Source organism: Chitinispirillales bacterium ANBcel5 (genome assembly GCA_029688955.1).
GTDB classification, from domain to species: domain Bacteria; phylum Fibrobacterota; class Chitinivibrionia; order Chitinivibrionales; family Chitinispirillaceae; genus Cellulosispirillum; species Cellulosispirillum alkaliphilum.
In genome coordinates this window covers 41,563-63,977 of the sequence record JARUKZ010000002.1, presented here as the reverse complement: position 1 = coordinate 63,977, position 22,415 = coordinate 41,563, and the positions used below count along the sequence as shown (strand labels likewise).

The 22,415-nt window shown below is 40.2% G+C and carries 19 protein-coding genes; 17 read left to right on the top strand and 2 right to left on the bottom strand.

The window, feature by feature from the left end:
• Positions 1–4 precede the first annotated feature (4 nt).
• The 16 genes from amrS to QA601_01285 all read left to right on the top strand — a co-directional run bounded on the left by amrS (position 5) and on the right by QA601_01285 (position 18,435).
• Positions 5–1,174: an AmmeMemoRadiSam system radical SAM enzyme gene (gene amrS / locus QA601_01360; GenBank protein ID MDG5813715.1), complete on the top strand. Its 1,170-nt coding sequence runs from the start codon at positions 5–7 to the stop codon at positions 1,172–1,174.
• The gene (locus QA601_01355; GenBank protein ID MDG5813714.1) at positions 1,143–3,434 is read left to right on the top strand and encodes a hypothetical protein; all 2,292 of its coding nucleotides are present in this window, start codon (positions 1,143–1,145) and stop codon (positions 3,432–3,434) included. The genes amrS and QA601_01355 overlap by 32 nt, the downstream gene beginning before the upstream one ends.
• A complete protein-coding gene (locus QA601_01350; protein ID MDG5813713.1) occupies positions 3,431–4,120 on the top strand; it encodes a hypothetical protein in 690 nt (229 codons plus the stop codon). The genes QA601_01355 and QA601_01350 overlap by 4 nt, the downstream gene beginning before the upstream one ends.
• Before the next feature lies 1 nt (position 4,121).
• Complete coding sequence (locus QA601_01345) at positions 4,122–4,772, top strand: sulfite exporter TauE/SafE family protein (GenBank protein MDG5813712.1); 651 nt, start codon at positions 4,122–4,124, stop codon at positions 4,770–4,772.
• A gap of 221 nt (positions 4,773–4,993) precedes the next feature.
• Positions 4,994–5,473, top strand: a complete 480-nt coding sequence (locus QA601_01340; GenBank protein ID MDG5813711.1) for a chemotaxis protein CheW — start codon at positions 4,994–4,996, stop codon at positions 5,471–5,473.
• A complete protein-coding gene (locus QA601_01335) occupies positions 5,463–6,947 on the top strand; it encodes a CheR family methyltransferase (protein MDG5813710.1) in 1,485 nt (494 codons plus the stop codon). Before QA601_01340 ends, QA601_01335 begins: the two co-directional genes overlap by 11 nt.
• Positions 6,944–7,474 (top strand): chemotaxis protein CheW, encoded by a 531-nt coding sequence (locus QA601_01330; protein MDG5813709.1) that lies wholly within the window; start codon positions 6,944–6,946, stop codon positions 7,472–7,474. Before QA601_01335 ends, QA601_01330 begins: the two co-directional genes overlap by 4 nt.
• A 112-nt stretch (positions 7,475–7,586) precedes the next feature.
• The gene (locus QA601_01325) at positions 7,587–9,059 is read left to right on the top strand and encodes a methyl-accepting chemotaxis protein (GenBank protein MDG5813708.1); all 1,473 of its coding nucleotides are present in this window, start codon (positions 7,587–7,589) and stop codon (positions 9,057–9,059) included.
• A 32-nt stretch (positions 9,060–9,091) separates the two neighbouring features.
• Positions 9,092–11,290: a response regulator gene (locus QA601_01320; protein ID MDG5813707.1), complete on the top strand. Its 2,199-nt coding sequence runs from the start codon at positions 9,092–9,094 to the stop codon at positions 11,288–11,290.
• A 3-nt stretch (positions 11,291–11,293) separates the two neighbouring features.
• Complete coding sequence (locus tag QA601_01315; GenBank protein MDG5813706.1) at positions 11,294–12,349, top strand: chemotaxis protein CheB; 1,056 nt, start codon at positions 11,294–11,296, stop codon at positions 12,347–12,349.
• Positions 12,350–12,367: 18 nt separating this feature from the next.
• Positions 12,368–14,002: a response regulator gene (locus tag QA601_01310; GenBank protein MDG5813705.1), complete on the top strand. Its 1,635-nt coding sequence runs from the start codon at positions 12,368–12,370 to the stop codon at positions 14,000–14,002.
• A gap of 227 nt (positions 14,003–14,229) precedes the next feature.
• A complete protein-coding gene (kaiC, locus tag QA601_01305) occupies positions 14,230–15,951 on the top strand; it encodes a circadian clock protein KaiC (GenBank protein ID MDG5813704.1) in 1,722 nt (573 codons plus the stop codon).
• A 43-nt stretch (positions 15,952–15,994) separates the two neighbouring features.
• Positions 15,995–16,336 (top strand): circadian clock KaiB family protein, encoded by a 342-nt coding sequence (locus QA601_01300; GenBank protein ID MDG5813703.1) that lies wholly within the window; start codon positions 15,995–15,997, stop codon positions 16,334–16,336.
• Between the two features lie 4 nt (positions 16,337–16,340).
• Positions 16,341–16,682: a circadian clock KaiB family protein gene (locus QA601_01295; protein ID MDG5813702.1), complete on the top strand. Its 342-nt coding sequence runs from the start codon at positions 16,341–16,343 to the stop codon at positions 16,680–16,682.
• Between the two features lie 32 nt (positions 16,683–16,714).
• Positions 16,715–18,073 (top strand): PAS domain S-box protein, encoded by a 1,359-nt coding sequence (locus QA601_01290; GenBank protein ID MDG5813701.1) that lies wholly within the window; start codon positions 16,715–16,717, stop codon positions 18,071–18,073.
• Positions 18,074–18,075: 2 nt separating this feature from the next.
• Positions 18,076–18,435, top strand: a complete 360-nt coding sequence (locus tag QA601_01285; GenBank protein MDG5813700.1) for a response regulator — start codon at positions 18,076–18,078, stop codon at positions 18,433–18,435.
• A gap of 104 nt (positions 18,436–18,539) precedes the next feature.
• Here the strand turns inward: QA601_01285 and QA601_01280 are convergent, their stop codons facing one another.
• A complete protein-coding gene (locus QA601_01280; protein ID MDG5813699.1) occupies positions 18,540–19,343 on the bottom strand; it encodes a carbohydrate-binding protein in 804 nt (267 codons plus the stop codon).
• A 768-nt stretch (positions 19,344–20,111) separates the two neighbouring features.
• Here QA601_01280 and QA601_01275 point away from each other — a divergent pair.
• Positions 20,112–20,489: a hypothetical protein gene (locus tag QA601_01275; GenBank protein ID MDG5813698.1), complete on the top strand. Its 378-nt coding sequence runs from the start codon at positions 20,112–20,114 to the stop codon at positions 20,487–20,489.
• A 207-nt stretch (positions 20,490–20,696) separates the two neighbouring features.
• Here the strand turns inward: QA601_01275 and QA601_01270 are convergent, their stop codons facing one another.
• On the bottom strand, positions 20,697–22,400 hold the full coding sequence (locus QA601_01270; protein MDG5813697.1) for a lamin tail domain-containing protein: 1,704 nt from the start codon (positions 22,398–22,400) through the stop codon (positions 20,697–20,699).
• Between the last annotated feature and the right edge of the window lie 15 nt (positions 22,401–22,415).

Genomic DNA, 22,415 nt, shown 5'->3' with positions numbered 1-22,415 from the left:
AACAATGATTAGCAGATCCAGATTGGTAATAACTATCTCCTCGTTAGTGATAATGGCAACTGCTGTCGTCTCAATAGTTTTGTTTAGTCGTTATACATTGCCTGTTATGGCAGAACATAATTCCGAATCACACCTTACCTCTGCAACTCCTTCTCAAGGACCTTCCTATCACAGAGAAGCAATGTTTTATCAAAATCTTGGCGATGGTTTAGTTGAATGTAATATATGTTTTAGAAATTGTGTAATACCTCAAGGTGAACGGGGGTATTGCAAAAACAAAGAAAACAAAGGCGGGACTCTGTATAACATTGTACATGGACGCCCTTCGGCTGTGCAGATAGATCCAGTCGAAAAGGAACCTATGTATCACATGATGCCAGGAACTCAAATACTGTGTATCGGTACTGCAGGATGTAACTTTAGTTGTAATCATTGTCAAAACTGGCATTTATCTCAAAGATCCATTGAAGATCTCAACTATTATAACCTTCCTCCTGAGGCTATCGTAAGATTTGCTTTAGAGCAGGGTATACCTACCATCTCTTTCACCTATAATGATCCTATATCTGTTTATGAATATGTTTATGATGTTGCAAAACTTGCTAAAGAAAATGGTCTAAAAATCATATGGCATTCAAATGGGGCAATTAACCCCGAACCACTAAGAAAGCTTCTTCAGTACACTGATGCTGTAACCATTGATTTAAAAGGATTTTCCCAAAAAGCCTATGATAATGCCAATGCAGAACTTGCACCTGTCCTTGAAGCGCTAAAAATTATTCATCAAGCAGGGGTGTGGGTTGAAATTGTTAATCTTGTGATACCTACGGTAAATGATGATATAAATGAGATAAGGGAGATGTGTGAATGGATAAAAAACAATTTAGGACCTTATGTGCCTGTTCATTTCTCAAGATTTCATCCTTCATACAAAATGAAACACTTACCATCAACTCCAATTAAAACGCTTGAAAAGGCACATTCGATTGCAGAGGAAGTTGGAATGCATTTTATCACAGTAGGTAATGTTCCCGGCCATAGCTATAACTCAACCTACTGCCCCGGTTGTGATGAAAAGATAATTCACAGAGTTCATTTTTCAGTCCTTGAAAATAAGATAAAAGAGGGTAAGTGCGGTTACTGTGGCTACAAAATTCCAGGAATTTGGCAGTAGTAGTAAAGCAATGCTTGTTGTGGCCACCGTAGTGATGGGTGCATCGGGTATTGTTGCTCAGATAATTCTTTTACGTGAATTTCTGGTTACTTTTCAGGGAAATGAACTTTCTGCGGGGGTGTTTTTCGCAAATTGGCTTCTTCTGGAATTTCTGGGAGCCTACATACTTGGCAGACAAAGTGACAGAAATGTTTATGTCACGGGGGTGTTTGTTGCACTGACGTTGATTTTTTCAGTTAGTTTTCCTGTAGCAGTTTTACAGACCAGGTCTATACACTCTTTTTTTTCGGTTTCTTCTGGCCAGGCACTTGGAATAGTTGAACTTTTTATTTCTTCTATGCTTATTTTGTTGCCGGTAAGCTTGACTCATGGAGCACTTTTTACTTTTAGCTGTAAAATATTTGATAGGATTTCTAGTAACAAAACGTCATCCCATAATATTACCGAAGTATACATCTATGAGACCATTGGGGCAATTTTTGCTGGCCTGGGATTGACCTTAATATTTATCCCTTTAATGGGAAATTTTCATACCGCTATTTTTACCGGTATAATCAATAGTGTCGTATCCGTAGGAATTATAAAATTATTTTTGATGCCCGAGAGCAAAATCGCAAAGTGTTGTTACTGTTTGATACTGTCACTTTTGGTGGCTATCTTTTTTGCCAAACCATTCTGGGATGAACTGGACTACAGATCATTAAGTAATCGCTTTGAATCCCAGGAACTTATTTACAATAGAAGTTCCAGGTACTCCAATATTTCAGTAACCCGATTACACGACCAGTTAACTTTTTATTCAGATGGGTTACCAATAATAAATTTACCTTCGCCTGATCTTGTTACAGTGGAAGAAAGATCTCACTTCCCGATGCTTTTTCATGATTCGCCCCAAAGTGTTCTTATGATTAGTTCTGGTGTGGGGGGGTATATAAATGAGGTGCTTAAACATGGTGTTACCACTATTGATTACACTGAACTTGACCCTTTAACTATCGAGGTTTTGAAAAAATACCCCACAGAACTAACCGAAAAAGAATTTTCTGCCAATGAAGTAAATATTATAAGAAAGGACGGCAGAGCATTTGTTGAACAAACATCTTCCAATTACGATGTCATCATTTTGGGGTTTGATCAGCCATCAACACTACAAATCAACCGTTTTTTTACTAAGGAGTTTTTTAATAGCCTAAAGAGAATCCTCAATAACGATGCAATAGTCAGCTTTGCTCTCCCTGGAAGTGGAAACTACATGTCTCAAGAGTTAAAGAAACTGAATGCTACTGTTATTGGTGCAGTTAAAGAGGAGTTTAACTATATTTTTGTCCTTCCCGGTAGTGGATATAATATGGTCATTGCTTCACAGTCAGAAAAAATGGTACATGTAACAGGCTCAGATCTTTCAAAGCGGCTCGAAAGGAGAAATATAGACACTCATCTCTTAAACCCGTTCTATATAGAATATAAATTTCAGGCCCATAGAACTAATTGGTTTAATAATGAAATGAGTACCGTTTCAGTTGCTTCCAACAGTGACCGTAACCCTAAAGCGGTTTTTTATAATCTCGTCTACACCAACTCAATGCTATCAGAAAAGTTCGTTCCGGTTTTGGAATTTTTATACAATATCACACTTAAAAATTGCCTCATAGCTCTCATTATAGTAACCTTGTTTGTAATAGTGTTATCCTTCCTTTGGGGTAGGAACTTAAAACTGCCAATCTGTTTTTCCATCTCCTCGACAGGATTTTCGGGGATGGTGTTTGATCTGATTATAATATTTGGATTTCAGATCTATTTTGGCTATGTTTATCAGTGGATAGGGATTTTAGTATCCTTTTTTATGGCTGGCACTATGATAGGCAGTTATGCTATAGTTAAATATACAAAGGGTTCTTTTAATCTATTATGTAAAACTGAATTGGCTATGGCCGGTTTTTCACTGTTTGTAATTCTCTTTCTTTTCAGTAGTGTTGAGTCAAGACTTTTGTTTTTGTTCATGTCAATTACTACCGGCGTATTGGTAGGGATGCAATTTTCTCTGGCAAACAGATTGTTTGAGCAAAAAAAATACTTCTCTACAGGGCGCACAGCCGGATTGATTTACGGAAGTGATCTTTTGGGTGGTTGGATAGGGGGGATGCTTGCCGGAGTTGCACTTATTCCTGTTATTGGACTTGTTGGTACATCCTTTCTTATCTTCGGGCTTAAGCTTGCAAGCGTTTTAACATTAACTCTTTTTAAGGCGGTAGAAAGGTGAAAAATGCCACTATACTCATAACTACCGGAATTCTAATTTTGGCATCGTTAGCTGTGGTGCGTATAAACAAATACCACAGAATAAAAAACAATGAAAATAATCCAGGAGAAATGGCCGCCAGAAGTGAAAGGGTGTACAATTTTAACAATCTGCTTGTAGATAAGCAAAGGCAGATTATTGAGGTAGAGGCACGTGTTACCAAGAACACCGGGTGGGTGCAGTTTCTTTTTTACGCACATGGATACAATTGGCTAAAAGAGGAGTGTGCCATTATACTTAACACCGATTTGAAAAGTTTGCAGAAGGGATTAGCTCTTCTTAACTGGCAAATGTGGGATGATTTATGGCACGGCAAACAGGAGTATAAATTCTTGGATCCAAAAATTTATATCGAACACGAGGGGAAAAAGTATAACCCATTAAAGTCGTTGGAAGATCATAATGATGTACGATACAGGGATTTAATATTTTGGGGTTCTCCCTATTTTGATGAAATTGCATTCAAAACGCCTCCCGATGTTGATTGCTCAGGATGTCCCATGCTTAATACTGAAACGAGAGTGCTGAGAAAGCAGTTTCAAAGAGAATCGGGAGATTCCGGGTACTACATAAACAGCGACTTATTCCCCCAAACAGGAGAAACTGTGAGAGTAATATTTGATTTCAGTAGAATGGAGCATAGTTAAAATGGGCTCGTGGGGAGAGTTTTTTCTTCTGGGGCTAACCATGTCATACGGTCCCTGTGTCGCTTTTTGTTCTCCTGTGATACTTTCCTATATCGCCTCAACAAAACGGGGCTGGAAACAGGGAGCTGTTACTTCAGTGGCTTTTTGCTTTTCAAGATTTGCAGGCCACCTTTTACTGGGAGTAGTTGCCGGTATCGCAGGTAGTGCTGTATCAGTTTTGTTCTCTTTTCCGGATGTTTATCTATATGTCCCCGGGGGCTTTTTTGTTGCTTCTATAGGACTACTCATTGTTGCCGGGAAAACAACAGGGCACAACGTGTGTCGAAATTTAAGAAAAAAAAAGATCGACAAGGGGATTGCGGTGCCTGTGGTAATGGGCTTTATGGCAGGGGTTATGCCTTGTCTTCCTCTAATGGGGGTGGTTGGGTATATTGCTTTCACTTCTCAAAGCTGGTTAGATGGTCTGTTATACGGAACAGCCTTTGGAGCCGGTACTCTTTTTTCACCCGTTATACCGCTTGGGGTTTTAAGTGCAGTTATACCGCACAAACTTTTTAAAACTGAGAGGGTATATTTTTTTGTAACACGGGTTTGCGGTGTTTTGTTAATAATCATGGGCTTACACCTGATGTTTGGCAAGTCTTTTTTGTAAAAAAACTGTGAATAGCCTTTCTAAACGGTTGCATACTATTTCACACCTCTTATTCTAACACTCATGTGTACTGGATTTTATTTTCCGGTTTAATTATCTTATTAGCTTTCAAGTACAGTATGCCTTATGGCATAGTGATTGCTTTTGTGAGATGAGCTGAAAATGCCCAATCTGTAGTTAAATGCTTAAACTCGGGGTGTGGATACGTTAGAGAGATTTTTATGGCTGAGACATTGCTTTCTTTTATGTTAAAGGATCAGACATATGCTTTGCGGCTGGAATGTGTTGTTCGGGTGATTCGGGCAGCATACATCACTGCATTACCCAAATCCCCTCCAGTTGTTCTTGGTATAATCAATATAGCTGGTTCGATTGTTCCTGTGCTTAATATCAGGGCACGGTTTGGCTTAAGTGCAAAGAAAGTAAGTGCTTCAGATCTGTTTATCATTGCAAAAACGAGGGGACAGACTGTGGCGCTTCTGGTCGATCAAATTGGATCGGTGGCACGGTATACAGAAGAGCAGATCGTTTTGGGAGAAAAGCTTCCGGGGAGATTTGAGTATATTGAGGGTGTGGTAAAATTAGGTAAAGAAATGATTTTAATTCACGATCTCGATTCATTTTTATCTTCAAATGAAAGAGAGGGGATTCAAAAGGCTCTTTCTGACTATGCTGAAAACGGGTGTGAAGATGGAATGTAATGAGTTAGATCAAAACCAAATATCGCTTATACGTCAGATCGTTCGTATCCACCTGGGGCTTGATGTACCCACCGATTCAGCAGGGATTTTTGAAAAAAAGTTTAGAGGTGCGTGCCAGGAGTTGGGATATAGTAACTGCAGAGATTGTGTGGCTGCGCTTGTAGCCAGACCTCTTAGCAGAAAACAGGTTGAAGTTCTTGCCAGTCATCTTACGGTTGGTGAGACCTATTTTTTTCGTGATAAAAAGACCATGGATACACTCAGAGATCATGTTTTATCACCACTGGTTCAAAAAAGAAAATCTTCAGATAAAAAGATTCGTATCTGGAGTGCTGGCTGCAGCACAGGCGAGGAACCATATTCTTTAGCTATGCTCCTTACCACTCTTATTTCAGATATTGATTTGTGGAATATCCATATTCTTGGAACAGATATAAATACCCTGTCTTTGGGTAAAGCTATAAAAGGTAGATACACAAGGTGGTCTTTTCGGGGGTTAGCTCCATGGATAAAGCAAACTTTTTTTAATAAAATTGACGAAGAAAATTTTGAAGTCATTCCTAAAATCAGGGAAATGGTTACCTTTTCTTATTTAAATCTGGCTGAGGACACCTATCCTTCAATACTAAATGGAACCAATGCGATCGATTTGATCATGTGCCGAAATGTACTGATGTATTTTGCGGAGGATGTCAGAGCCCATGTGACAGAAAAATTAAACAGGTGTCTTACCGATAAGGGTTATTTGGTTGTAAGTCCTGCAGAGGCTTCAACTCGCCGTTTCTCTCTATTTAGCGCTCATAACATACGGGGTGTCACACTATATACAAAACAGAATAAACAAAGATCAGAATCAACTTCCGTCGGTAAATCACCATTACCGGTATTGTCTGAAACTCATGACGGTAAGAATGAAAAAACTGAAACAACAGTCGTCGAAATGTTAAAAGAAAAAAAATCAGACATTCCAAAGAAACCAGAGGTAAAGAGGGGTAGCTATAATTATGCTGAAATCCTCTATATGCGTGGAGATTTAAGGGGAGCAATAAATGAGCTCCTGAGGTGTGAGCAGAGCACTCAGGTGCTCTATCTTCTTACGAAAGCTTATGCCGACAGCGGAATCTTCTCTGAAGCCCTAAAGTGGTGTAATCGGTTGCTTGAAACCGACAAGCTTGGAGCTCAAAATTATTATCTGCAATCTACTATACTTCTTGAGTTAAGCAAAGAAGAGCAGGCGCTGGAAGCTCTGAGAAGAGCGATTTTTTTAGATCCTAAATTTATTATCGCTCATTTTACCATGGCTAATGTAATCAGAAAAAAGTCAATAAATGAAGCATCAATTTATTTCAAAAATGCGCTACGGTTACTGAAGAAATTGCCTTATGATACAATCGTTCCCGAATCTGACGGACTTCCTGCCGGAAGATTACTTGAGCTTATAGAGATGATCGAAAGTGAAAGAAGTGGTAGATGAAATATTCAGAAAACGAGCATCAAAAAGAACAGGCTATTTTAAAAGCACGTGCGGAAGAGTTGGCACGTAAAACTCCAAAAACAGGTAAAGATAAAGACTGTGAAATTGTAAGTTTCAGACTACTATCAAAGGCCTATGCCTTTGAAGCTATGTACGTCGAAGGTATAATTCATATCGAAAACTATGCGCCGCTTCCCTTTACACCATCTTTTATCCTGGGAATTATTAGTGTAAGAGGAAAAATTATATCTCTTGTTAGTATAAGAGAGTTGCTGGGGCTTACTGGAAAATCAAATATACAGGAAGGAAGTGTTATCATTCTTAAATCAGAAACTATGAAATTTGGGGTTATTGCAGATTCTGTTTTGGGCTTCGAAAAAATAAAGTATAATGATGTGTGCTCTGTCCCAGAAGGTTTTAAAAAAAGTGAAGAGAGTTATATGAAAGCTATTACAAAAGATCAAGTCGTTTTATTGGATGCTAAGCGAATGCTTTCGGATAAAAGAATGATAGTTGGGAAAAGATAATTTATAGAATAAGGCAACGAATCACAAATTATAAAACAAGACATTTCTAAACTAAAAGAACTACCCGGAAAATTACTTTTTAATATGCATAAACTATTGGGAGGGAACTTCTATGAAGCTCTCATTAAGAGCAAGGTTATTAGTATCATATGTTGTAATAATAGTAGGGCTGTTGATCGTTTCGTTAGTTTTTGTTCTTAATGTAAACAATGTAAGACAAACACTAGTTAATGTCTTTGAAGGAGATTTCAGACCATACCAGGCCCTAACTCAGGGAGACGATTACATTTCCGAATGGATCGAACAGATCGAAACCATAGAAGGTATGGAACCTACAGAGCAGTTGAATGAATTACAGCTTGAATCTCAGGAACTTTACTCTGAGATACGTACTATAGTAACTGAGGTAATGAATCTACCTTTAACTGACTTTGGCAGGGCTATACTTGTAAGGTTAAGTGAAAATATTGAAAGTTTAAATCAACTCAGGCAGCAGATGATAAACGCGGTGCGTGGGGGCGAGGTACAGATAATTGAACTGCTTAAGCCGGAGGTGGAAGCTTTGGCACAAGAGATCGATCGTGATGTTTCTGAGTTTTTGGAGTTCCAGGAGAATCATTTTCTTCAGCAGATTGAAAATGCAGAGGAGGATGTATTTAGTGCAGTAGTTTTAATGGTTGCAATAATAGTAATAGTATTGGTTTTGGCAATAGTAACAATAATTAGTACTTACAGAATAGTAAGCACATCGGTTAAAAAGGTGGTTAAATCCGCGCAGGAGCTTTCGGTATCGTCAAATGAGATTGTTGCTACAACTTCACAGCTTACATCCAATTCTGTGCAGACAAGTACAGCCGTTAATCAGGTGACATCAACAGTTGAAGAAACCCGCCAGACTGCAAGAATATCAAATGACAAGGCCAAATATGTTTCTGAAAGTGCGCAGAACGTCTATCACGTTTCCACAAACGGGAAACAGGTGATAGAGAAGACTATCAGTGCTATGAGTGATATACAGCAGGAGATGAACCAGGTGGCTCAGGGCATTATAAAGCTTAGTGAACAGAGTCAGATGGTGGGACAGATAACCGATACTGTAAACGATCTCGCGGATGCTACCAATGTTCTCTCTGTAAATGCTTCAATAGAGGCGGCGCGGGCTGGTGAGCACGGTAGAGGGTTTTCTGTCGTAGCTGAAGAGATACGCAATCTTGCGGAGCGCTCTAAACAAGCTACCTTACGAATACGGGAGATTTTAAGTGACATTCAAAAAGCAACCAACGCAACTGTTTTGACGACTGAGCAGGCATCAAAAAAAGTTGAGCAGGGTGTTATGCAATCCAAACAGGCTGGGGAAACTATTGAGGTACTTTCTTCAAATATAACTGAAGCCGCGCAAGCTTCAACACAGATTGCCGCATCAAGCGGCCAGCAGCTTGCGGGAATGGATCAGATGGCCGATGCCATGACCAGTATAAATGAAGCTACTCACCAGAGCGTCTCCAGTCTAAAGAAGCTTGAGAGTGCTATGAGAAATCTTCAGGATTTGGGGGAACGGCTTAATGATGTTATAGAGGTCCTTTAATAAAAATGATTCGGGAAAAAAAGTAAAGCGTTATGCAGTCTAATGAAGAAGAGCTAAACAGAAAACTTATAGAGATATTTAAAGAGGAAGCCAGGGAGCATATTTCTGTTCTCAGCGTAGGGTTTATTGAACTGGAGAGGATGGCAGAGGAACAAAGGTCAGAGCTTCTTGAAAAATTATCTCGTCAGGCCCATACTTTTAAGGGTGCAGCCAGAACGGTTGAATATCACTTTATAGAAACAACATGCAGGTATTTGGAAAGTATACTATTAGCCTGGAAACAGGGTGAATTAGTGCCCGATAAGAACGTATTTGATATTCTTCACAGAGCACTTGATTTAATCAGAGCTTCTCTTGAGGGTGAAAACAGGGATAAAGATTTTGTACAGCTAATTGAAGAACTAGAAAGTATAGAAGCTAAAGTAAGCCAAACTAAAGGTAGGAAAAAGAACGTTGCCGGTAAGGGGGCATACGATCTATCACTCAATTATAAAAAAGATCTGTTAAAACAATATGGAAAAAACTTTCTTGGTGGAATGATTAAACTACCTGCCGAACAATTGGAAACATTTCTCATTGAGGCAGAGGAATTTATTCCACTTAAAAATGCATATGATGAAACGTTTAAAGATGTTTTAGATTTTGAGGATGAGCTTCAATCTTTGCTTTTTGATTGTGAAAGTTTTTATACTGATAAGGACGATAGTTTAGACCGATTAAAAATAAGAGAGGTTATTAGAAAGCTTGATCTTTTAAAAGATCGTTTGCGTCAAAATACATACGCTTTTAGTTCTGCCATAAACCAACATTTATGGAATGTAAAAAAAGCAGGGGTTGAGCCTTTTTCTGAGCTTACGGAATCATTTTACAGAATTGTGAGAGATCTTTCCCGTCAGCAGAATAAAGAGGTAACCATTGAAGTTACTGGTGAATCAATCGAACTTGATAGAAGAATGCTTCAGGAACTACAGACACCTTTTCTACACCTTATAAGAAATGCTGTTGATCATGGTATAGAAACTCCAAAGGATCGTGTCGCAGAAGGAAAAAATCCGGTTGCAAAACTATCAATATTTCTATCCCGGATAGATAGTGCTAAGTTTGAAATAAGCATAAAAGACGATGGAAGAGGGATCGAAATTGAGCCGGTAAGAAAGGAGATTATAAAACAAAATTTAGTTACTAAAGAGCAGGCAGAAAAACTAACTGATCGGGAAGTACTGGATATGATTTTCAAAAGCGGTATCTCCACAAGAGAAGGAATATCCGATCTCTCAGGCAGAGGTTTGGGGCTTGCCATTGTAAGAGAATCTGTTGAAAAACTTTCGGGGCAGGTGTGGGTTGAAAGTACCCTGAAAAAGGGGACTGTTTTTAGAATAATTCTTCCCACTTCGGTTTCAACACTTCGATGCATATTGATTGAAGCAGGGGGGTATGAGTATTACATACCCTCAGCGTATGTTAAAAGAGTTGTTAGGTACGGGGAAGGGGAAATAAAAAAAGTAGATGATGCGCCAGTATATGAATTTGAGAGTACATTTGTTTCTGTTATGAATTTAAGTGAGATACTGGATTTAAATTATCAAAAAGCAAATGAAAAAAAAAGTAGTTCAACAGCAGTGATATTAAATTTTGCTGGTCGCCATATAGCTCTAAAAATTGATGCTGTTTTGGATGCAAAAGAGATAGTTGTACGTGATCTTGGCCCCCAACTGTTTAGGGTTCGCATGATAGCAGGAGCAACGATTTCCGGAAGCGGAAAAGTAACCCCTATTTTAAATGTTGGGGATATTTTTACTTCAGATAAATTTCAAAAAAAAGCTACACAAATTGATGAAACAAAACAAACGCAACCATCTAGTAGTGAAATAAAAACGGTACTGGTTGTTGAAGATTCGATTACCGCTCGTTCTTTACTAAAAAGTATACTTGAAAGTTCAGACTTCAGGGTTAAAACCGCTATAGATGGTACTGAAGCCTATACTGTGCTTAAAACCGAAAAAGTAGATATTGTAGTATCAGATATTGAGATGCCACGAATGAACGGCTTTGAGCTTACCCGAAAAATAAGACAGGATGCTAACCTGAAGCGAATGCCCGTAGTTTTGATATCTGCACTGGAATCAAGAGAGGATATTGAACATGGAATAGAAGCCGGCGCAAATGCTTATATTGTAAAAAGCAGGTTTGAAAAGACTAATTTAGTTGATACTATAAAGGACTTAGTATAGAAAATGATACGTGTGCTTATAGCTGAAGGAAATAAAGAATTCGCTTTTTCAATCAGCGAACTGATTAATAAAGAATCAGATCTTACCGTTTGCGGTATTGTAACTGAGGGAAAGGAAATTGAGAAACGGGTAAAGAATTTAAAGCCAGATGTTTTACTTCTTGATATAGAAATGCCCAAGGGTAACAGCATCGAAGTTATACGAATATTAATGCATTCCTTACCGTTACCAATTGTGGTGATGAGTGCGATGGATGTTGGATATCTTAAAGAACTTACATTTAAAGCACTTGAAGAAGGCGCTGTGGCATTGGTTTCAAGGCCTTCACCTAATAGTGAAGAAAAAAAGCGCGAGGAAAAGAAGCTCACAGATACCCTCAGGCTGATGTCTGAAGTAAAAGTCATTACCAGACGAAAAAAAATAACTCGCAATAGAGATATGCGCCCTGTTACTATAAATTATTGTGAACCTGTTGTCGTTATTGGTGCTTCGACCGGAGGTCCGCCTGTTTTACAGACTATACTAAGGAATTTACCTTCAAATTTTAACGCCAGCATATTGATTGTACAGCATATAACTGAAGGATTCGTTCAGGGATTACAGGAGTGGCTAAATAGAACAACGGGCATTGAAGTTTCCATTGCTGTAAATAGAGAACAGATAAAAAAGGGACATGCCTATTTGGCACCTGATAACTATCAGATGGGTATAGATAAGCTTGGTCGTATTGTTTTGGTTGATGAACCTCCGGAAAATAATCTTAAACCTTCCGTTTCCTATCTGTTTAGATCAGCGCGTAAAATATATGGTAAAAGTCTGATTGCCATTCTGCTTACAGGTATGGGGAAGGATGGAGCCGAAGAGATGTTAAAAATCAGGGAAATAGGTGGTATCACTATCGTGCAGGATAAAGATACTTCAGTAGTTTATGGGATGCCGGGCGCGGCTGCTAAACTGAATGCGGCTCTTTATTACTACGACCCTTTGCAAATCGCGCTAAAATTGCCTGAGTTAGTCAGTTTTTGCAAAAAAGATAATAAGTGGCCTGGAATAAAATAAAAGGAGAATTGGGCAGGGATGAATACTACTACTGGCAAAACGATTCTTATAGTTGAAGATAGTGCAACGCAGAGAGAGCGGTTGCGCCATGTACTCAAAAAAAGAGGTCATGAGGTACTTGCCGCCAAAAATGGTAAAGACGCTCTGTTGAAACTTCAGTCAGAACCTATCGATTTAATTGTCAGTGATATAATGATGCCGGATATGAACGGCTATGAACTTACCCAAAAAATAAAGGCCTCAACCTCCTACTCAAAAGTTCCGGTTATTCTGGTAACAGCACTCACCGATCCTCAGGACGTGATTAACGGATTGAAATCTGGCGCTGATAATTTTATTACTAAACCCTATAGTGATGCTTACCTTGTCTCAAGAATTGAGAGTATATTCGATTACAAGGGGACAATGGAAGAACCGGAAGAGATAGAAATTAATTACGCTGGTCAAAAGTATACTGTTTCTGCTGGTCGCATGCAAACAATTAATCTTCTCTTATCCACCTATGAAAACGCGATTCAGAAAAACCAGGAACTTGATAGAGCCAATCAGGATTTAATAAAAGCTAAACGGGATCTTCAACACCTTAATACTAAACTAGAAAACCAAAGTTCCCTTTTGCAGACAATATTTGATTCTATACCGGTGATGCTTAGTATTTATGATCCTGATACAGGAACTTATATAATCAACAAATTTATCATTAAAGTAACGGGTTGGACTGATCAGGATTCTCAGAGTCAAGATTTTTTGGAAAAGCTTTTTCCTGATCCCCACTACAGGGAAAAAATGTTAGAATCTATGGATTCTTCCGAGCCAAACTTTACTGATTTAAAATTATGTACTAAAAGTGGTGATTTAATACAAACCAGCTGGGCTACTGTAACTATTGAAGATGGCAGACGTATCGGTATAGGACTTGATATAAGAGAGAGAAAAAAGATGGAGCTGAAATTAAAAAAGCACGCAAAAGATCTTGCCTATGCCAATGAGGAATTAAAATCCTTTAGCTACTCCGTTTCTCACGATCTCAGATCACCCCTTCGCGCGGTTTCAGGCTTCAGCGAACTTCTTCTGGAAGATTATGCTGATAAACTTGATAAAACCGCAAAGGAGTATCTTGATCATATCATAAACGGTACAAAGAAAATGAATAGCTTAATCGATGATATGTTGAGCCTGTCAAGAGTTAGCAATCAGGAGATGGACAGTATACCATTAAACCTTTCTGAGTTAGCCCGATCTGTAATTGAGGATTTAAAACGAATGGAGCCAAACAGAGATGTTTCTGTAAACATTGAGGAAAATCTTCAAACAACGGGTGATCCCAATCTCATTCGGCTTGCGCTATCTAATCTTCTCAGAAATGCATGGAAATACACCGCTAAGGTTGAGCAACCACTAATTGAGTTTGGTTGTATCTGCAAAGATAGACAGCATATATACTTTGTACGGGATAATGGTGCTGGTTTCGATATGAACTATGCCGAAAAACTCTTTGCCCCTTTTGGAAGACTTCACTCTGGAAGTGAGTTTCCTGGAACAGGTATAGGCTTAGCAATTGTGAAAAGAGTAATAAACAGACACAATGGAGACGTTTGGGCCCAAAGTGAGGAAAACAGAGGCGCGACTTTCTATTTTACTATCCGGTTATAGTACACTCCACATTTTGTAATGACTTACACCAAGGCTCCCATCCACTATTTGCTGGCACTGCTACTGCTGTAATGGCATAAGCTACTACATTTAGTTACACACTCATTCCTTTCTTTGAGCTTTCTGCTCTTGATCGCTACTGTTTTTTAGAATCTGGTGCGATTTTTGATGCTGAACTATGATGATTAATGATAGGCAATGGTGCATATATGAACAGGGAACACCAGATGAGCAAAGGAAAAACCGACAGAAAAACTCCCCCTAAAAGAGAGCCTAAGAAACTCCAAAAAACCCCTACTGGTATAACTGGTTTTGATGAGATTACCAGAGGCGGATTACCCCAGGGAAGACCATGCCTTGTAGCAGGGAAAGCGGGGAGCGGGAAAACGCTCTTTGGAATGGAATTTCTGGCAAGGGGGGCAATGGAATTTAATGAACCAGGTATGTTAATGAGCTTTGAGGAGAGAACAGAAGATCTCGTTAGAAATTTTGCTTCCCTGGGGTTCGATCTTCAGGACCTGATGGATAAAGATAAGTTATCTATAGATTACGTCTTTGTGGAGCGAAGTGAAATTGAGGAGACCGGAGAGTATAGTCTCGATGGCTTGTTTGTGCGTTTAGCCTATGGAATCGAACAGGTGAAAGCAAAGCGGGTGGTACTCGATACCATCGAAGCCCTCTTTTCCGGTTTGACCAATGAAGCTGTCTTACGGGCTGAGCTGCGTCGTCTTTTTTACTGGCTAAAGGAAAAAGGCGTTACTGCTGTTATTACCGGTGAGCGGGGAACCGACACTATTACCCGTCACGGGCTGGAGGAGTATGTCGCAGATTGTGTCATATTGCTTGATCATACGGTAGATGAACGCATTGCTACACGACGTATGAGGGTGGTAAAATATCGCGGATCTGCTCACGGTACCGATGAATACCCATTTTTAATTGATGAGGAGGGGATCTCTGTTTTACCCGTGACCTCACTGCAGTTGGAGCATCAGGTCTCCACTCAAAAAATCTCTTCGGGAGTACAGCGGCTTGATACTATGCTTGGGGGGCAGGGCTTCTTTTATGGTTCCAGTATTTTGGTATCAGGAACATCGGGTACAGGAAAGTCAACGCTTGCTGCTTCTTTTGCCGAATCTGGGTGTGAAAGTGGGAAAAATGTTTTGTATTTTGCCTTTGAGGAATCGCCATCTCAAATAATACGAAATATGAAACTCTTGGATATCGATTTGCAAAAATATATAAAAAAGGGCAATCTTAAAATAGAATCAGCGAGACCTACAGTGTGGGGACTCGAGCTCCATTTGGCTTCTATGCATAAGGCGATCAATGAGCATAAACCAGATATGGTAATCGTGGATCCCATATCAAACCTCATTTCTGTTGGTTCCTTAAATGAAGTAAAATCTATGCTGGTTCGGCTGATCGATTACATAAAAGGACTCAATATTACCGCTATGTTCACAGATCTTATACATGGAGGTAAACAACACGAAGCAACGGAAGCTGGTGTTTCATCACTTATGGATACCTGGATACTCCTTAAAACCATTGAATTAAACGGAGAAAGAAACAGAGGGATTTATGTCCTTAAAGCAAGAGGTATAAACCATTCAAATCAAATCAGGGAATTTTTAATAACCCCAAAGGGGATAGATATTATCGATGTATATACAGGTCGTGATGGTGTTCTTACCGGTTCCGCAAGAGTAAGCCAGGAAGCAAAAGAAAATGCGGAAAATCTTAAGAGAAAACAAAAGATAGAGAGTTTGCAAAAGAAAATAGAGAGAAAAGACCAGATGCTGCAAAATCAGATCAAGCTGTTAAAAGCTGAAGCAGAAACAGAAAAAGAGCTGCTCATTAAGGAAATCGAAGAAATGAAACAAAGGGAAAAGATACTTTCAATGGAGAGAAAGAATATCGCCTCCAAAAGACGGGCTGATATATAATACATAAGCAGATATCTATACTTCAAATTCAGAGGATTAAAAGATGACAGATAACCTTGAAGATAGAGAGTTAGATAGCAGCAACGCTGAAAACGAAAATACTGGAGAAAAAAAACAGTGGTGGCTAAGACTCTATGTTGCTGGTCAGACGACAAAATCTTTGGCTGCCTTTCAAAATTTAAAAAAAATATGTGATGAGCATTTAAAGGGAGAGTACGATATTGAAGTTATAGATTTGCTTAAAAACCCACAGCTTGCAAAGGGGGATCAAATCGTGGCAATTCCTACTCTTGTTCGCAATCTACCCGCACCGGTAAAAAAAATTATAGGCGATCTTTCAAATTTCGATCGTGTTTTAGTGGGACTTGATATAAAGGAAAAGTAATAAGATGGCAAAAAAGAAAAAAAGTACAACAGAGGAATTTGAGGAGGCCATAAAAAAGGGGGACCATCATTCTAAATTTGTACTGCGATTGTTTGTAACAGGCATTACCCCCCGCTCTCTTGAAGCAATTGATCAGGTTAGAAAACTCTGTGAAGAACATCTTCATGGACGTTATGAGCTTGAAATTATTGATCTGTATAAACAACCTAACGCAGCACGTAGTGATCAGGTATTTGCTGCACCTATGCTTATAAAAAAGTTGCCGCTTCCGGTAAGAAAGATTGTTGGGGATATGACCAAAGAAGAAAAGCTACTGGCCGGTCTGGATATAGAGATTGTTGAGTAAAAGGCTTCTTTTATGGGACCATGATTACACTTATGAATAAACGTAAGAATGAGAACAATACAGAAAAAATACGCATTAAAGATCTTGAAGAACAATTGGCTTTGGCTGAGTCAAATCTTGAGGCTATACGCAGTGGTGCAGCTGATGCTATAGTGGTTCAGACCGCAAGTGGAATTTCAGTGTTTACAATTCAGGGGGCCGAAACCGCTTACAGAACTATGGTTGAAAAAATGAACGAAGGTGCCTTCACCATAGACTCCCAAGGGGTAATTCTCTACGCCAATACCCGGTTCTGTGACATGCTTGATATACCCTGCTCTGCTTTGGTCGGAAAAATGGTTCAGGAGCTGGTGCCTGAAGAACAGGTACCAACTATTGAGCAGTTTATAAGAAAATCTATCGAAACCGGTGACATTCATCGCGATTTTGATTTGTTCAGGCGGGATAATTCCATTCTTCCGGCATATCTTTCAAGTGCACCGCTGCATATTGTCGATAGAGATGATATTTGCATAATTGTAAGTGATCTTACTGAACGTATTGAGGCAAAACAAAAATTATTAGAGCTCAATGCTTCACTTGAGCAGAAGGTAAAACTTCGCACCGGGGAGCTGGAAAGCCAGAAGCTTGAACTTGAACAAAGTAAAGGGAAACTTCAAAATTTAACTGATTCACTGGAAAAACAGGTCTCCCGACGAACTGATCAGGTTCGTGATTTGGCAAAGGCACTCACTCTTGCAGAGCAGAAACAACGCCAGGATCTTTCTACCATACTGCATGAGGATCTTCAGCAGATACTTTTTTCAATAAAGGCCCGATTTGGGTTGCTGGAAGATTCTGTTTCAGATGGTACTGCTGATGAGATAGCAGAAGATACTAATGAGCTTAGAGAACTAATTTCCAAGGCTTTAGAAGTCACTAAAAGCCTTGCAATAGAATTTAATCCACCGGTTTTAGCAAGTGAGGGGCTTGGTGCTGCACTGAACTGGCTGGTGCATCACATTGAAAAGCAGTATAAGTTAAAGGTGGATGTAAATATAGTTGAGGATATTAGTAATATTAGACTGGAGGAGCGTGTATTGCTGGTTCAGCTTGTGCGAGAACTGTTAACCAATATTATCAAACATGCTGGTACCGATGAGGCATTCCTGGAGGTTATACGTGATCACAACCATATCATTATACAGGTAGAAGACAAGGGACAGGGGTTCGATATAAAAAAGCAGAGACTGGTTGCCGGTGAAAAAACCCATATGGGACTTTTCAGTATTGAAGAGCGGCTGAGATTTTTTGGTGGAAATCTTACCATCTACTCAACTCCCGGTGAAGGAACCAAAATAAAAATGACATTGCCGTTTGACCCTCAGTTTCAACAACTAAGTGTGGAGTAAGTATGAAAACAATTCTTGTGGTAGAAGATAACGAAGATATGCAGCTTCTTTACAAAAGGCTCTTCAGAAAACACCAAAACATAACAGTTGAGACGGTGGATTCAGGAGAGAGTGCGCTGCAACTTATCCAAAAGATTACGCCAGATCTGATGATTATCGATATCTCTCTACCTGGAATAAGTGGGCTTGATCTGACCCGTAAGGTTCATCAACATAATGCTGCTATAAAAATTATTATCGTTACAGGGCATGAACTTTCCAGATATGAACAGAAAGCAAAAGAGGTCGGGGCTGATGAAGTCGTTTCTAAAGATATTGGAAAAGAAATTGTAAATAAATGCAGAACTCTTCTTGGGTTATAAGGATAAAAGCGTTTTTTAGGATGGGGTTGATTTTTTGATCGTTTCTCTCTGTTTTATCTTGAGATAGTCAACCGTACATCAACCCCCTTTTGTATTTGCTCCAGTTAGTTTGCTGGTTGCAATTCATTTGTTTTAGGTTTTCTGCTTCTTTTACTCTTTGTTGGCTTAGGAGAACTTTTCTGCGCTGTTTTAACAGTCGGTTTTTTGTCCCACAGGCTTTCAGTACTGTTTTCCGGTTTGGGCTGAGATGAATCTGTTTTCAGGTGTGAAACAGTATAGTTGCGCCCAAAGTTATTATCCCAAAACTCCTCTTCTCCTACTTTGCAAAAAAGGGCAAATTCAACCCCCGGTGCATCCAGCTCTTGCTCAAATAACCACACTTCAATGCCACTGTCCATAGTCCAGCTATGTTTGCCTTTGATTGTATGATGGTGTTTCCACTGATCGGTGGTATAGAGCAGGCCCACGCTTTTCTGTTTGCCTCTATTTTGAATAGCTGCAAAAATTTTTAGCTTTGAGTCTTTAAAATTCGCTTCTCCCATCACAACTGGAAACTGCTGCCCGGTGATAACATTTAACTGCTCTGAATGCTGCGATACCATATAATTATTGGAGTCATTGTTATCCCAATACTCCATTCCATTTACATCATACTTTATAACAAACTGGCTAAAAGGCTTATCACATGAAGTGATCCATTTTTCTTTGTTTTCAGGTAATGATTCGGCCCACTTACCAAAACAATCTTCCCAGACAGAACCATGTCTTTGCCCCCATATGGATACTGTTTTATCTGCTCCCATATTTTGTATTATGATTTCCGATTCTGCACAGAATTTGGGGCTTTTGGTAGTGTTAGAAGCATTGGGATAGATGCGCATGATTCTGAGTGCTGCAGGAACGTTCATTAACTCCTCCTTATTTGTTTTAAAGCGAAATTGAGAGGGAAACAATTCTTATGTTTGTGTACGAAAATTATTAACAGTGAGAACAATGGGACTCAGAAATGAGAGAGAAGACCAGTGATAGGGTCTGTTGTAAGGGAAAAATTAGGTTTAAGGCCTTTTTAATCCACGGATAGGATGCTGAGTCTTTGCCTTACATTAAGCAAATACCGTACCGCTGAGGCGCTGAAAGGGAGAGGGGGGGTAAAGGGAGGGTCAAAAGTCTTGTGTGGATGGAATTTACAATGTTGTTTTCTTTGTTCATCTTTTCCGCAAATATAATCCTCAGCTGGAAGCACCGCTTTCGGCCATCCGTATAGTGGTCAACGACAGTTATACCTATCGATCGCTGGTCGTGTTGAAGACAGTATAGGTAGTGTTGAAAATAGGTAATACCATTGAACACTATAAAAACCCCGCTTGCAAGAGGGAAAAACGTTTAGTGCACGATACATAATGCCTGGAACACGGGTAAAGCAGCCTGAAACATGACCGAAAATGCCTGAAACATGGATAAAATATTTGGAACATGCCCCAAAACGTTTGGAACACGGGTAAAACATTTTGGAACATGGGTAAAAAATCTTGGAACATGGGTAAAAAATCTTGGAACATGGGTAAAAAATCTTGGAACATGGGTAAAAAATCTTGGAACATGGGTAAAAAATCTTGGAACATGGGTAAAAAATCTTGGAACATGCCCCAAAACGCTTGGAACATGGGTAAAACATCTTGGAACATACCCCAAAACACCTGGAACAGATGCAATGTGCTACGTATTGTGCTATGTTCCAGGCTGCACGGGGCATGTTCCAAGCTGCACGGGGCATGTTCCAGGCTGCACGGGGCATGTTCCAAGCTGCACGGGGCATGTTCCAAGCTGCACGGGGCATGTTCCAAGCTGCACGGGGCATGTTCCAAGCTGCACGGGGCATGTTCCAAGCTGCACAGGGTATGTTCCAAGCTGCACAGGGTATGTTCCAAGCTGCACAGGGTATGTTCCAGGTAAAACAGGGCATGTTTCAGGTAAAACAGGGCATGTTTCAGGTAAAACAGGGCATGTTTCAGGTAAAACAGGGCATGTTTCAGGTAAAACAGGGGGTGTTGTAATCAAAGAGAACCCCCTGTGTCGGTTTTCGGGGGGAGGAGTTTTCTGCGCTGCAGTCGGAGAGTTACACTGGTTGGATAAATGGTAGAAAAAGAGCTTGAAGAGGTATATTGCTCATACCAGCCCGGAAAAAAGGCCCGGATCTTTCTGAATTGTCTGGGACCCCCGGGCATCGTGGAAGCTATGGTTTCTCTCTTCGGGAGGCGCTATCAATCAACGCTACTTCGCGGAGAAAGCATTTTGAGCGGGGAGGGCAAACGAAAGGCAAATAAAGTATGTAGCCTGTCACTTACTAAATAGATTTTTTCATCCTCTCTTAGTAGTGCTATAGCCTCTAAATCTCGCTTGAAAGCATCAAAAACAGCCAGAGGACGTCCGGTGAGATCAAGTACAAACACCGCCCGTGCTTCATCACTAATCATCCATAACACCTCTTTATCGCTGTCAAAGAAAAGTCCTGCCAGACTTAGGCCGGCAGAATCTTTGTGTGCACCTAAATTCATGGGAGCATAGAGACGTTCCCTTGACTCCTCTTCCCTGGATAAATCAAGCTCGATAAGTGCCCTTGGTAATCTTTTATTCACCACAAATACATTCCCGGTGAATGGGTTTATGGTGATACCCTCCAACCCATCATTTAACCTTTGAAACTCCACATCCACTTTAAAACGTTCTATCTCAGTACCGAGGGTATCATAAACCACTATCGTTCTCAGCCGCTCTTCAGCAACGTAAAGGTTACGGTTGTGCGGGTGTTGGCTGATACCTTCCATATCATGACCATCAACCTGAAGCTCTAAGACAATTGAGCCTTCTCTATCGATTTTGTATATACTGCCCCCCGGCATATCGCTTACAGTCCAGAAATAGTTGCCGGTGTGATCAACATCCAGCCCCGATGGATCTTCAATAGCGAGTTCATGGGACCCGAGCAGTTCCAGTCTTCTGAGCCGATTAGGCTCTCCCGGGGTGGGGTTATTCATGGGAAGTATAAAATCCCGATGATCAGCTCTAAAGCTAAATCTTCCAATAGAAATATCAGCCACAACATCTTCACTACTGTAGGAAATCGTATCCATAACAGGAGTGTGTGCCCACTGGGGACCATAGAGCCCTATTTGCCCACCCTCTTCACTTAGGGTAAGGGAAGTGTGAATGCCTTCTTTGACCATGTTTATTCCATCGGCCCAGATAAGCAGGTATCCTTCCGGCGCGATCACTGTTCCTCTGGGAAGTACACCCCATTGATTGGATTCGCTCCCAAGTGGTTGCCCCGATACTATCCAGCCACTGATATCTACCGCACCATCATCATGGTTATAAAGCTCAATCCATCCGCTGTAGTCACCGAAATCAGGATCTTTGAGCGTTTGGCTTTGCTTAACCATAAACTCATTGATAGTGACCCGGTGAGGGATAAAGTCCTGAGGCTCCCTGTTCTCATCTCCAAAAATGAATCTTCCAAAGGCAATATCCGCCGCAACATCTTCACTGCTATAGGAAATAGTATCCATAACGGGGGTATCGGCCCACCGGGGACCGTAGAGCCCTATTTGCCCACCCTCTTCACTTAGGGTAAAAGAGGTGTGAATACTGTTTCTGACCACGCCTTCTCCATTAGTCCAAATACGCAGGTGACTCTTTGGCGAGATTAGTGTGCCTTTGGGAAGTGTATCCCATCCATTGGCTTCGCTCTTAAACGGTTGGCCCGATACTATCCAACCCCCAATATCCACAGCATCATCTTCGTGGTTATAAAGTTTGATCCAACCACTGTAGTTCCCAAAGTCGGGGTCTTGTTTGGTTTCGTTCTGTTTAACCATAAACCTGTCTATAGATATATGGTAGGGGATAAAGTCTTCGGGATCCTTAATCTCCTCTATATCTTCGGAAACAACATTGGAACAGCTCAACAAAATTAAACCCAA